The 12,919-nt window shown below is 62.7% G+C and carries 11 protein-coding genes and 2 pseudogenes; 7 read left to right on the top strand and 6 right to left on the bottom strand.

Annotated elements, in window-relative coordinates; genetic code table 11:
* Window positions 1–63 precede the first annotated feature (63 nt).
* Both tcuA and Y706_RS24870 read left to right on the top strand, forming a co-directional pair.
* Window positions 64–1,557, top strand: a complete 1,494-nt coding sequence (tcuA, locus tag Y706_RS0110460; RefSeq protein ID WP_043435949.1) for an FAD-dependent tricarballylate dehydrogenase TcuA — start codon at window positions 64–66, stop codon at window positions 1,555–1,557.
* Window positions 1,558–1,928: 371 nt separating this feature from the next.
* Entirely contained in the window at window positions 1,929–2,183 is a 255-nt protein-coding gene (locus tag Y706_RS24870; protein WP_043435947.1) for a hypothetical protein, read from the top strand.
* A 648-nt stretch (window positions 2,184–2,831) separates the two neighbouring features.
* Here the strand turns inward: Y706_RS24870 and Y706_RS0110450 are convergent.
* A complete protein-coding gene (locus Y706_RS0110450) occupies window positions 2,832–3,458 on the bottom strand; it encodes a TetR/AcrR family transcriptional regulator (protein WP_028276549.1) in 627 nt (208 codons plus the stop codon).
* A gap of 103 nt (window positions 3,459–3,561) precedes the next feature.
* On the opposite strand from Y706_RS0110450, the gene Y706_RS0110445 reads away from it, so the two are divergent.
* Together Y706_RS0110445 and Y706_RS0110440 are read left to right on the top strand one after the other, a co-directional pair.
* The gene (locus Y706_RS0110445; protein WP_028276548.1) at window positions 3,562–4,350 is read left to right on the top strand and encodes an SDR family NAD(P)-dependent oxidoreductase; all 789 of its coding nucleotides are present in this window, start codon (window positions 3,562–3,564) and stop codon (window positions 4,348–4,350) included.
* Between the two features lie 77 nt (window positions 4,351–4,427).
* A complete protein-coding gene (locus Y706_RS0110440; protein WP_028276547.1) occupies window positions 4,428–5,285 on the top strand; it encodes a PhzF family phenazine biosynthesis protein in 858 nt (285 codons plus the stop codon).
* Window positions 5,286–5,356: 71 nt separating this feature from the next.
* Here Y706_RS0110440 and Y706_RS0110435 read toward each other — a convergent pair whose 3' ends face one another.
* Window positions 5,357–5,953 (bottom strand): LysE family translocator, encoded by a 597-nt coding sequence (locus Y706_RS0110435; protein WP_253906762.1) that lies wholly within the window; start codon window positions 5,951–5,953, stop codon window positions 5,357–5,359.
* A 172-nt stretch (window positions 5,954–6,125) separates the two neighbouring features.
* On the opposite strand from Y706_RS0110435, the gene Y706_RS0110430 reads away from it, so the two are divergent.
* Both Y706_RS0110430 and Y706_RS30175 read left to right on the top strand, forming a co-directional pair.
* Complete coding sequence (locus Y706_RS0110430; protein WP_028276545.1) at window positions 6,126–6,680, top strand: CGNR zinc finger domain-containing protein; 555 nt, start codon at window positions 6,126–6,128, stop codon at window positions 6,678–6,680.
* 165 nt (window positions 6,681–6,845) lie between these two features.
* Window positions 6,846–7,061, top strand: coding sequence for an antibiotic biosynthesis monooxygenase family protein (locus Y706_RS30175; RefSeq protein ID WP_343213050.1), 216 nt, complete (start codon window positions 6,846–6,848; stop codon window positions 7,059–7,061).
* 118 nt (window positions 7,062–7,179) lie between these two features.
* Here Y706_RS30175 and Y706_RS24865 read toward each other — a convergent pair whose 3' ends face one another.
* A complete protein-coding gene (locus Y706_RS24865) occupies window positions 7,180–7,653 on the bottom strand; it encodes a GNAT family N-acetyltransferase (protein WP_052355057.1) in 474 nt (157 codons plus the stop codon).
* A gap of 66 nt (window positions 7,654–7,719) precedes the next feature.
* Window positions 7,720–7,951, bottom strand: a pseudogene (locus tag Y706_RS28090) (recombinase family protein); the annotation flags it as partial.
* A 266-nt stretch (window positions 7,952–8,217) separates the two neighbouring features.
* Here Y706_RS28090 and bioB point away from each other — a divergent pair.
* Window positions 8,218–9,144, top strand: a complete 927-nt coding sequence (gene bioB, locus Y706_RS24860) for a biotin synthase BioB (protein ID WP_253906761.1) — start codon at window positions 8,218–8,220, stop codon at window positions 9,142–9,144.
* A 1,310-nt stretch (window positions 9,145–10,454) separates the two neighbouring features.
* On the opposite strand, the pseudogene Y706_RS24855 reads toward bioB, so the two are convergent.
* Window positions 10,455–11,044 (bottom strand): annotated as a pseudogene (locus tag Y706_RS24855) (recombinase family protein).
* 240 nt (window positions 11,045–11,284) lie between these two features.
* Window positions 11,285–12,697, bottom strand: coding sequence for an alpha/beta hydrolase family protein (locus Y706_RS24850; protein WP_162159069.1), 1,413 nt, complete (start codon window positions 12,695–12,697; stop codon window positions 11,285–11,287).
* Between the last annotated feature and the right edge of the window lie 222 nt (window positions 12,698–12,919).

Here is a 12,919-nt window from a genome sequence, read left to right as displayed (position 1 = left end):
CCCCTGCCAGACTGTGTATACAGTCGAATACTTATGAATTCAACATGAAGGAGACGGAAAACAATGGCTGATCAGAACGAACCTGCAGCGGGAAACCTCACCAAGGCCGACGTAATCGTCGTCGGCGGCGGAAATGCCGGATTCACGGCGGCCCACGCGGCTGCCGTCCGCGGACGAAAAGTCATCCTGCTCGAAAAAGGCACCAAAGACATGGCCGGCGGCAACAGCTTCTACACCGCCGGCGCCACACGCATCGTCCACAACGGCCTGGACGACCTCCAGGGGCTCGTGGAACCGGACGAACGGCACAGCCGGACCGTCGTTCCGCCCTACAGCGCTGAGGAATACGCGTCTGACCTGGAAAAGGTCACCGAAGGCCGCAACGACCCGGCACTGACGGAAGTCCTCATTGCCGAGAGCCAGTCCACCCTTCGGTGGCTCAACAGCCTGGGCCTGAAGTACCGCCTGATGTACGAGCGTCAGGCCTTCGAGCGTGCCGACGGGTCCTACCTCTTCTGGGGCGGCCTGCACGTGGGAAACGTAGGCGGCGGCGAAGGCCTGATCGAAGACCACACCCGGGTCGCTGCAGAGCTGGGCATCGAAGTCAGGTACGGCCACGCGGCCCAAAGCCTCATCGTTGAGAACGGCCGTGTAGACGGCGTCGTCGTCAACACCGCTGAAGGGGAGCTGCGCCTGAGGGCAGAATCCGTGATCCTCGCCGCCGGAGGCTTCGAGGCGGACCCGAAGCGGCGGCGGGAGTACTTGGGCGAAGGCTGGGAAAACGCCAAGGTACGCGGCACTCCCTACAACACCGGCGACATGATCGCCGCAGCGTTGGAGATCGGCGCCACCAAGGGCGGAGACTGGGGCAGCTGCCACAGCGTCCAGTGGGATGCCTTTACCGCCACCAACGAAAGCAACCGCGAACTCACCAACCGCCTCACCCGGCAAAGCTACCCGTTTGGAATCATCGTCAACACCGACGGCAAGCGTTTCCTGGACGAGGGTGCCGACTTCCGGAACTACACCTACGCCAAATACGGCAAGGAAATCCTCAAGCAGCCCGGCTCGGTTGCGTACCAGATCTTCGACGCCGGCCTTCGGCCCATGCTGCGCAGCGAAGAATACGAGATGCCCGGCATCTCTGTCGAGGTCGCCGACACCCTCGAGGACCTGGCCGTCAAAATCGGCATAGACCCGGAAAGCTTGTCCAAAACCGTGACGGACTTCAACAGCTCGATCGAGCGCTCCACCCCGTTCGACCCCAACGTTAAGGATGGACGGAAGGCCGCAACCGAACCGGTCAAGAGCAACTGGGCCGCCCCGATCGAAACCGGACCCTTCTACGCCTACGGTGTCACCTGCGGAATCACGTTCACCTTCGGTGGCATCAAATCCGACACCCACGGCCGCGTCCTGGACGCAGAGGGCAAGCACATCGAAGGCCTGTTCGTGGCAGGTGAAATGCTCGGCGGACTATTCAGCGTCAACTACCCGGGAGGCACCGGACTTGCTGCCGGGTGCGTCTTTGGGCGGCGGGCGGGCGTCCTGGCGTAGGGCACGGATCCACTGCACTTCTCCCCAAAAATCCCGGCTGGCCACCGCCGGCCTCACTCGCTCCGACGCTCGTCGCAGTGACGGGGACTGAGGGAGAGCCGGCTCTTGACGGCGAAAGCTCCCCGGGAGATTTGCCCTGATGTTACGGACCAAAACGGGTCTCCCGAGCGGACCATCACCACCGACTGCCGGCCCAATGCCCGGCACAGATGGGCGCTCTTCCCGCACTCCATCGCAACAGGCAGCCCGATAGTCGGGCGTGGGAAGAGAGCCCATAAGGAGGAGGCAGGGTGGCGGAAACGCCGCCCTGCCACCTCCCCCGACGCTCAAACGATTCCGACACCGCAGTCGCCCCAACCCAAGGACAAGCCATGACGCCCCGATCGCCCGGATCTCATACAGAAAACCGGAAACCCGCCCCCATTGCCAACTGGTCCAAGCTCTCACGGGCCGACTACGTGCAAATCCACCAACACGGGGAAGTCATCGCTACCGGGCGCATCGACATGCTGGCAGCTGACGGCAGCGTGCTTTGGCTCCATCTGGCGGGCGGCAACGAACGCGCCATCTTTCTCCAGAGTGACGGGCTAAGAATCTACCGAAGCCACCGCAGCGCAGCCAACTGACGGAACAGCTTCATCCCAGGACCGTGCTGGTGCTGCAACGCGCGGCCCGACAACAGCTGAACCGGATCATGGAACCCGGCCACCAGACATTCGGCTAACGTCACGATGACCGGTTCAGAGTGCAGAGGACTTCTGACATTCCGTGCCGCGACTGCTGAAAATGACAACCTTCGAAGCCCATGGCTGAATGACCAGGCTGTCTCAGTAATTGATCGTTTGTGAGACTGAGGTGTGTCAAGGATGTGACACTGCGGTGGGCCCTGCGGGAACACGGCTAGTATCCCCGAAGTTGTTCTCTACGTTTTCGTGGAACATCTTCGTTGAACATAGCTGTGGGACGAGAGCGCCCGCGCAAACCGCCGAGTTCCGAGGGAACGCGTGCCGGGCATCCGAAAAAATCCGTCGATTCACTTGGCTCGAGGGGTCCGCAGAAGACGAGGCCAACGCTGCGGTCGTCAAAGCAGCGTGAGCGTTTTACGGCGGGTGCCCGGCTGGCCCGCAGGCCGACAAACCTCCACGCACAGGGAGGCCTTCTGGAGAACGTCAATAAGCGTTGTTTTCGAATCCGCTGCGTTGAACGAAGGATGCCTGACGGCTGGTTCGGGCTCAACGGGGGTTTATGACGCCGAGTTCATCTAAGAGAGCGGCTCATGGGCCGATTCCCGAGGCTCCCTGGGGTGCGGGAATACCTGCGACCATTCCGCCCCACAACAGGTCTGTTGTGGCAACCGTCAGGGCGCCGATAGAAGTTCCATCCAAGAGGTTGCCCGCCGCCAGCACAGCGGCTCCGTGCAGGCTCACGAAGCAGACGAGAGCGAGCAACTCGCGGTCCCCTGGCGCGAGCTCCCCGGCCTCCTGGGCTTCAGCGATGATCGCCCTGGCGACCGTTATGCCGTCTTCACCGATGCTGCGCAGTTCATCGCTCGCATCAGGATGGTGCTTGGTGGAGTGCATCACGGCCAACAGGACCGGGTGGGCGACCGCGAAGTCCACATAGGCCCTGGCTATCCGGACAAAGCGTGACCGATGGTCTCCGGCGGCTTCGGACGCTCCTGTGATACTCGCATTCATGCTGCGGAAACCGTCAAGGGCGAGGGCATCGAGAAGCGCCTGCTTGTCACGGAAATGCTTGCCGGGTGCCGCGTGGCTCACACCCAGGTCACGCGCGAGCTGCCGTAGGGAAAGTCCCTCGACTCCTGCTTCTTCGATGACTTCCCTTGCACGGGCGAGCAACGCCTCGCGGAGCTTGCCGTGATGGTAGGGCTGATCGGTCATGTGATCAGTATAGCCGCAAAGTAGTCATTGACTACAATGGTGCCACTGTCTACTATGTAGGCATTGGCTACATAGAGTGGCCGCCACACGGAATGGATTCGAAATGACCATGAGCTACACCGGAACCACGGCACTCATCACTGGAGCCAGCTCCGGGCTCGGCGCGGAGTTTGCCGCACGATTTGCAGCGCGCGGGGCCAGCCTTGTGCTGGTCGCACGGCGGACCGACAGGCTTGAGGATCTCGCCCGGAAGCTGCGAGACTCGGGCGGCATTTCAGTGACCACGCTCTCGAAGGACCTAAGCCGTGCGGGAGCCGGAGCGGAACTCCGCGACGAGCTCGCCGGCCGGGCCATCCGCATCGACACCCTGATCAACAACGCGGGCTTCGCCACGAGCGGCCCTCTGGTCAAGGAAGACCCCGCGGTCATCGCCTCGGAGATCTCCCTCAACGTGGCCGCTCTCGTCGAGACCACGCGGGCATTCCTCCCCGAGATGCTCGCCGCCGGGAGGGGCGCACTCATCAACGTGGCCAGTACCGCAGCTTTTCAGCCGGTACCTGGGATGGCGGTTTACGGAGCAACCAAGGCATTCGTCTTGAGCTTCACCGAAGCCGTGGCACACGAGACGAAGGAATCCGGCCTTCGCGTGCTCGCGCTCTGCCCGGGGGCTACCCGCACCGAGTTCTTCGATGTACTCGGGAGCCAGGCCGCAGCGGTCGGCCGGCTGCAGGGCGCCAGCGAGGTCATCGACACTGCCCTGCGCGCTCTCGATCGCCGCACTACACCCGTAAGCGTCGTCTCAGGCTTGGGAAATCGCCTGCTGGCCGGCATCGCCCAGCGCCTCCCCCGAAACATCTCCCTCGCCATGGCCGGCAGAGCCGTACGGGACTAGTGCTACTAGTCGCATTTCGCTTCGCCCTGTTGGTCTTCGCCACGCCCGTATCTTCACAACCCACCGAGGACGTAACAATGAATCAGACACCCGACGTACTTCGTTATGCCGCCTTTACCACCACCCCCGACGGCGGAAATCCAGCGGGAGTAGTCCTGGACGCAACCCGCCTCGACGACGCCCGGATGCAGGCCATCGCGGCCGACGTCGGGTATGCGGAAACGGTCTTTATCACCGAGGCGACGGTTGACGGAGACCCCCGCCGGAACCGTGTACGGTACTTCTCCCCGATCGCCGAGGTGCCGTTTTGCGGCCACGCCACAATTGCTTTGGCCGTCGCGCTGTCAGGGCGAGATGGCGCGGGGACCTTTGTTTTCGAGACCCCGGTGGGGCCTGTCGTTATCGAGACTGCGGGCCAGGTCGCAGCGGTGACGGCAAGCTTCACGAGCGTGGAGCCGCGAGTGGCCGAGTTCCCCGATGGCGTCCTGAGCACTCTGCTCGGGTTGCTCGGCGTGGACCGGGACGAGCTGCACCCCGGGTACCCTCCGATGATCGCTTTTGCCGGAAACTGGCACCCCATTCTCGTCTTCGCGGAACGAAAGACTTTTGACTCGTTCGTTTTCGACCCCGATCCCATGCGCACGCTGATGGATGCCCAGAACTGGGCCGGCACCGTCACGACGCTCTACGCGATGGGGCCGGACGAATTCGACTCGCGCAACCTCTTCCCGGTGGGCACCATCACCGAAGATCCGGCGACCGGCTCGGCTGCCGCTGCCTTCGGCGGATACCTGCGTCTGCTCTCACTCGTGGAAGCGCCAAGCCGCGTGGTGGTGCGCCAGGGAAGCCATGTCGGCCGCCCGAGCGTGCTCACCGTCGACATGCCTCCGTCCGGCGGGATCATCGTGCACGGAGAAGCCGTCGAAATCGCTTGAGCCGTGCGGGACTCCATACCGCAGTGCGGGTGTGGGCACGCGGGCCCGGCGAACTCTCATCCTCAGAATCGCTATATGCGTGCTTTTTCTGGTACTTCCCGCGCGAGGAGGACCGCTACCAGGCCGAGCGCCGAACCGGTGACGCGCCGCTGCCACTTCGTCCAGTTCGGCCGGCCGGAGAGGAATGCAGAGATCGACCCGGCACCGAGGACGATCAGTGCGTTCACGAGTATGCTCACCGCGATCTGGATCGCTCCGAGGGAAAAGCCCTGGACAGTTGTTCCTCCACAGCCCGTATCGATGAACTGCGGAATGAGCGCAAGGTACATCACGGCTGTTTTTGGGTTCAGCAGGTTCGTGAGGAGGCCCATGCGGAAGAGCTTGCGTGCCGAATCGCGAGAGAGCGCGCGAACGTCGAAGACGCCGCGACCGCCGGGCTTGAGTGCCTGCCAGGCGAGGTAGGCCAAGTAGAGGACTCCCGCGGCTTTCGTTGCCGCATAGAGCCACGGCACCGCGACGAACACCAACGCGAGCCCGAGGTTCGCCATCGTCATGTAGACGAGGAAGCCAGCACAAGTACCTGCGAGAGAAATCATTCCAGCCACTGGCCCTTGACTCACACTGCGCGAAACCAGGTAGACCATGTTCGGACCCGGCGTGAGCACCATGCCCAGTGCCGTTAGAGCCATCCCGCTTGCCGCGGCCATCGAGACCCCCGTTCCGAAGTCTGTCCCCGCGATCACGAGCGCACCGTCCTGCTCGCTGGATACCTATATCGTGCCTGCGGATCGGCAGCCCAAGGAAAAATCATCATGCCTCCAACAATGATGTAATAGCCTTATGCATCTCAACCCTTACGGTGAGTACGCGGTCCTCCTCGCCGCCTCGTTGGCCAACGATTGGCCAACCGATAGGGACGGTCTCGTGCAGCGGACTCGTGAGTTCGGGATGACGATGGACTACAAGCTCTCCGCCGGAGACGATCATGAGCAAACCCGCGCCGTCCTGGACGCGTGGCTCTCAGTCGTCGATGAACGCGATCCACGGAACAGGGCTGCTCTGTTGAACGCCCAGATGGCTGCTGCCGCCGCGTATCCGCGCCTCACCGATCACGACGGCGAAGGATGGCATCTTCACTACCGCGACCTCGACCAAGCTCTCCCGCAGGTATTGCTCGCCGTGATCAGTGTCGGAACTGCACTGCACCTCAGCACTCGCGGCGCTCATAGGCTCAGCCGGTGCGCCGCCGGGAAGTCGTCAGGTGATCCCTGCAGGGCAGTCGTGGTGGACGTCACCCGCAACGGTCGCCAGCGCTACTGCTCCGTACGCTGCGCAAACCGTGAGAACGTCCGCAAACACCGCGCCCGCGCGAAACAAGACCGCAGCGCGCTGTAAGACGGTCCCCCACGCCGCCGTTGGACCGCTCCCCGCCGAGCCAAGTCCCCTACAAATGCTGGCGTGACCGTTAACTTCGTTGGCGGGTGAAGCGCAGCAGAAATACCGGCTTCCCGTTCCGTTTCGGAATCCTGCGGAGCACGGGCGGGCGCGCCTGGGGTTCCTGTGTCGGAGACTCGCCCAGTGATTACCGAACACGCGCTTTTGCCTGTCAGCCCCGGTCAAGAACATGCCTTCGAGCTGGCGTTTAGCGAGGCGCGGTCCATCACCGCTTCGATGGCTGGCTTCCGGAATTTTTCGTTCTCGCGTTCGGTCGAGTCGCCGAGCACCTATTTGCTACTCGTTGACGGATTGCCGCGCCCTACTGCACGACTTCTATGAGGTCGAACCGTGGCCAAATGCCGTCCGCCCTTTCTTCCAAGTCGGCCATCCAAGTCGCGATTTACGATTACCAGCAGGACCCGGGAGCCTCGCAGCTACTGTCGCCTTTGGCGAACGTTCAGAGGGAACAGGTTGTCCTGGGTACAAACTTCTGGTCCGTTTCGGCGACGAGGAAGACATCGATCGAATCCTCGTGCTCGTGGACGAATCCGTTGCGTTCGTAGAGACGTCTCGCCGGGCTGCCTTGGAGGACATTTAGCCGGAAAGGCCGATGATCGTGCTGCGCCATCAATACATGGCGCAGCACAGCGCCCCCCAGACCCTGCCCTTGGTACTCCGGAGCTAGATAGAAGTGTTCAATCCATTTCTCATCCGATTCGGGGCGGACAGCAATGACACCCACCGCGGAGGCCTCAACTTCGATAACAAACGTGTGCGCTGGGTGAAAACCCGTGACGAAGCGCTCTCTGACGTGCACCGGATCCCAGCGTCCGAGCCGCTCGAGATCGGGACGCATGACTTGAGCGCGGAGCTCGGCAATCCATGAAGCGTCAGAGGGAAGGCTTGGGCGCAAAGACCAGACGGGCGACATGTACTCATTGAAGCTGAAACTACTCGACACGACGAAATCCCGCAGGATCCCGGCCCGGTAGCTGTGGGCACGTTCCAATTCGGCGAAGGCTCCCACGACGCCGAAAGCATCAGGTTTGCCAGGGGCGAATCCTCCCCCGTGAAAGTCAGGTTTTCCTTGAGAAACTCGATCCTGACACCCTTCCGGGTGAGCTTCTGCACCAGGACCGCAGGTCGTCCAAGTTCCGGGCGGGCCGGTCCATGCTGTGCACGCCCAGGGTGTCACCGTCACGAATGAAGCGCAAGAGCTCCTCAAGCTGTCTGGGGTCGGAACAAACCCACGGGTGCACGCCGACTTATGAAATATACGATCGGGACCAATCCGGCAGCCGCCTGCTTGTAGACACCCGACAAAATCCTGCCGCCATTGGAAAACTAGCGTCTGCTTGGAGGAATATCCGCAGCTAATCAGCGCAAAGGACGATCAATGACGATGCAGGAAGATCCGGCGACCACCGGGTATGAGATTCTCGAAACCGCCCGCCGGCAGGTCCTCGAGGAAGGACGCGGGCTGACGCAGGAGTAGCTGGTGGATGTTTTGCGACTGCCCGATGCTGCCCTTCCGGCGGCGCTGCAGCTGGCCCATGAGGTCAGGCTCAGGCATTGCGGCGAGGACGTGGAGGTTGAGGGCATCGTCTCCATCAAGACCGGCGGCTGTCCCGAGGACTGCCACTTCTGCAGCCAGTCCGGCCTGTTCGACTCCCCCGTACGCGGCGTGTGGCTGGACATCCCGGAACTGGTCAAGGCGGCCAAGGAAACGGCCGCCACCGGAGCCACCGAGTTCTGCATCGTGGCGGCGGTCCGCGGACCCGACATCAAACTGATGAACCAGGTCAAATTCGCAATCGACCGCATCAACGAAGAAGTGGAGATCAACATCGCCTGCTCGCTGGGCATGCTCACTCAGCGCCAGATCGACCAGCTCAAAGAATGGGGCGTGCACCGCTACAACCACAACCTCGAAACCGCACGCAGCTACTTCCCCGAGGTAGTCACCACCCACAGCTACGAAGAACGGCTTGAGACCTGCAACATGGTCAAGGCCGCCGGGATGGAACTGTGCTGCGGTGCCCTCATTGGTATTGGCGAATCCATCGAGCAGCGCGCAGAACTCGCCGCCCAGCTGGCAGCCCTGGAACCGCATGAGGTCCCGCTGAACTTCCTGAACCCCCGGCCCGGGACACCGCTGGAAAACCAAGGCATCATGGACGGCAAGGACGCCCTCCGGGCGATCGCCGCGTTCCGCCTGGCGATGCCCCGCACCGTGCTGCGCTACGCCGGCGGCCGGGAACTGACCCTCGGGGACCTCGGCACCCGCGAAGGCCTCATGGGCGGCATCAACGCCGTCATCGTCGGCAACTACCTCACCACCTTGGGCCGTCCCGCGGACGCTGACCTGAACCTGCTGGTCGAGCTGAACATGCCCATCAAGGAACTCCAGAAGACACTATGAACCGGGCTTCGACGAGCTCAACCACCGGCGATGCAGCGAGCTCAACCACCGACTCCACCCCTAACTTTTGCGGCCACTGCGGCGAGCCGGACGACGGCGGCTCCCGGCCGCCGTCGGACCCTCACCTTCCCTGCCGGGAACTCCTGGTACTGGAACCCCCGCGTTATTGCGCCGCCTGCGGGCGGCGGATGAAGGTCCAGGTCACACCGACGGGCTGGAGCGCGGAGTGCTCCCGCCACGGGGTTCTGGTCCGATGACGCAGGGTTCGGCGCAGATGGGCCTGATCCGGCGGGACCGCGCACGCCTGTGGCACCCTTATGCCCCGGCGTCCCCGGATCTTCCGTTGTGGGAGGTCGAGGCGGCCAGCTCTCCCCCACGCCGCCGGTAAACAAGGAGTCCGGAGAAAAAATCTTCAAGAAATCCCTGCAGGTCATGTCGTCAGCAGGACCGCGCGACATGAATAGGTACGGGACCAACCACGCCCAGCACAACCAGCCAGAAAGGAGACCCGGATGACCCCACTTCCCAGCAGGCGGAGGACTGACCAGCCAGGGCTCTGAACCCTCAACCCAAATAACCGAACAGGTCACCGCGGCGGCCAGGCACCAGCCGCGACAAGCGTCAGAGGGACCCACTCCGGTCGACGTACACACGTTAAAGCAAAAACCCCTCTGACGAGGGGGTTGCTGTGCCCGAGGTGGGACTCGAACTGCATTCCCTCCCTTGTGAACACTGGGAACTCCCGGAAACATGCGGAATCCCGCCCGATCCGACCCACATACGACCCGATCCGAAGTCCAAAGCGTGCACTTTGTACACACCGCAAATTGGCCGCTTCGAAGCTCTCAGTCCAACGACCGCACCCCGCAACAAAGGAATGCGGTCCTTCTTTGTCCTGGCAGATTCTGCTCAGCTTGAGGCAGTTCTGGGGTTTCAAAATCCGAGGTCGACGGGACGCTGCAAAAGAGCCAGACGATTGCCCAGCTTCCCGGATCTTCATGATCGCTGCCACCTCCCTTCAGCCACCTCATGACCCAGCCGGCACAGATTCACATGACGGGTCAGGAAAGCAGCCAACCGGCAAAGCCCACGGACCCGGCGTCCAGCTAGCGCCGGACGAGATGCGTGGCAATAAGCCCGGCGCTGACTTCAAGCGAGACATCGCCGGCGGCCACCCCACGAGGAGATCAAATGCCGCATCCGTGCTGAAGTCGTCCTCGGCGGTGCGCCCCTTGGCGCGGGCGTCCTGGGAATGGCGGTCTTTTTGCAGCGCTAAGTGGCACTCTTAGCAGGGGGCGCCGCATCGGTCTTCACCTGATGCGCCTTTGGAGCTCGCGGTACACCGTCGTCGGGGATACCCGGAACAGTTCGGCCAGTTCGGCCTGCGTATGCTCGCCGGCGTCGTGCAGTGTCAGGAGATGCTTCCGCTGCGTCTTGGACAATTTTGGCTGCTTGCCTTTCAGTCGCCCCTTCGCTTTTGCGACCGCCATGCCCTCGCGCGTGCGCGCCCGGATCAGATCTGCCTCAAACTCGGCCACCATTCAGGACGTTGAACAGCAGCCGGCCTACGGGGTCAGTCGGATCGTGGGTGCTGCCGCCGAGACTGAGGACTACCCCTTTGGCCGTCAGCTCGTCAGCTCGTCAGCTCGTCAGCTATACCCCGGGCATCGGAAAGGGAACGCGCCAAACGGTCCAGCTTGGTCATCACCAGCGTATCGCCGGCTCGGCATGCCGCCATCGCTTCACGGAGTCCAGGGCGCAGACGGCTAGCTCCTGTAAGTCCGTGGTCGACAAAGATCTGCTTCTCTTCAACACCCGGGCCAAGGAGGGCGTTCCGCTGAACGGTCAGATCCTGATCGTTCGTTGAGACGCGGGCATAGCCGATCTTCATTCCAGCCATGACGAACATGGTTGCAGTAAGCCCCCGTCACCGTGCATATCACCGTGCGGGTCTTACGTACAGGGACTGAGCCAGCAGCTGGGCGGTATGCGTCGGCGTGCTCCGCCGGCATGGTGATCGACCGGCTTACGGGCAGCGTGGCGTACGCGAATCTCGGTCTCTATGCTTCGGCGTGTCTGGGCTCTCGGCCGCGAGTGAGGCAACTTTGCTTCAGAGAGCGTGTGCGCTGGCGCGATCTGGCTAGACCAGCGTTGCGGAGCGTAGGAGTTTCTCAGTGCGAGTTGAGGCTAGTTTGCCACCGTATTTCCCGAAGAGATCGATGACCGTTTGTGCCGATGCGCCGAGATCCTGGGCAGGGAGGGGACTGGCGTTGAACACGTGATCGAGCCACTGGAAGATCACGACGTGGGCGTAGGTCAGGCCACCCATCTGGCAATGGCTGGATGCGCCTTGGGTTCGCGGGAAGACGTGGAGGTATTTCTCGCACGGCAGCGACGCGATGAATTCGGGGATGCCGGCGACGATCGCGGCTGACGAGGCAGCGGCGTCTTTGATGTCGTCCTCTCCGAACAGGAACAGCATGGGGTTTGTGAAGTTCTGCTCGAGGCCCCGGAGGGTGAAGGGCCGGTAGAAGTCGATCCAGTCATGCGGCTCGGCGATGCCAAGTGACCATTGCGCGTGCTGGAATGACCACCGTGCTGGCGGGCTGAATCGCTGGAGCAGTCCGAACAGGGCGTCGATCGCTCTCGGGTTGCTGAGGCCCCTGAGACCCGCTCGGGCGGATTCGCCGCAGTCAACGACCAAGGTGTTGGCGATGCAGGCCTTGATCCTTGGATCGCCGGCGGCAGCCCTGGGTGCGAAGTAGCCGCCGGCGGAGTAGCCGATCAGTGCAATCCTGTCGCGGTCGATATCGTCGCGGGAGTACAGGTAATCGACCACAGCGGCCACCGGCTTCTCGTAGTCGGGTCGGAACACGAGCCCCGGGTTCTCCATCAGGGCGCCCCATTGGCCCGGTCCCTCGAACACCAGACAGTTGCATCCGTGTTCAGCCGCCACGGCCCCGATCCAGCAGTAGACCTCCTCCATCGTTGAATCGAACCCGCCAAGCGCGATCAGCGTGGGGCTGTGTTCCTGTGGCGCGGGGACGTAGTAGGCGGGAAGTTTGCTGCCTTCGAAGTCGATCTCGACGTAGTCGATGGTCTTGGTGCCCAGTTTCGTCATCTGACGGAAGTGGTCTCGGCTGCTCTGCCACAGGTTTCGGTGCCTGGGATCGGTATGGGCGAGGTAGAACGCCGCCATGCGGTAGTAGTTGCTGGCGCGCAGATGGGCGCGGGCGGCAGCCTGTCGTTCCCCGGCCGTGGCTATGCTGGCGGCGTATCCTGCGACGGCGTCGGCCGTTGCCGTCCACGCGAGAGTCCAGCTCTCGAAGTCGCCGTTCTTGATGCGATGCAAGGTCTCCGTGCACTCTCCGAACTCAGCAGCCCCGACATATTGACTGGAGATTCCCCGGGCGAACTCGTAGTTGAACCCCCCGATGGTCTTATCTGCGAAGTCGACCTTCATCGAAGACACCCCTTCCGATGGATCGTTGTCCGCTGACAGCAACGGAGCCCCCCAGTGTTCGCGAGCGGCGGTATCGAGGAAGGCGAGCATCCGACGCGAAATCCCGGGCACCGCGTCGCTTAGGCCCGCTTGGCTTCCATCACAGTTCCCTCCGCGCGTTTTGCTGCCCCAATGCTCCACCCAGGAGCCTCGGGGGGCAAGATGCGGAGCAGCGCAGTGAATATCGACTCTCTGCCGCATGCGAATCGGCATGTGTCCGGTAAGGGATCCGCTAACGGGACGGGCCAGGATAGCGAGTACGCCAAATAGCGC

Source organism: Arthrobacter sp. I3, assembly GCF_000520575.1.
In the GTDB taxonomy this organism is placed as follows: domain Bacteria; phylum Actinomycetota; class Actinomycetes; order Actinomycetales; family Micrococcaceae; genus Arthrobacter; species Arthrobacter humicola_A.
This window is presented reverse-complemented; position numbering and strand designations above follow the sequence as displayed.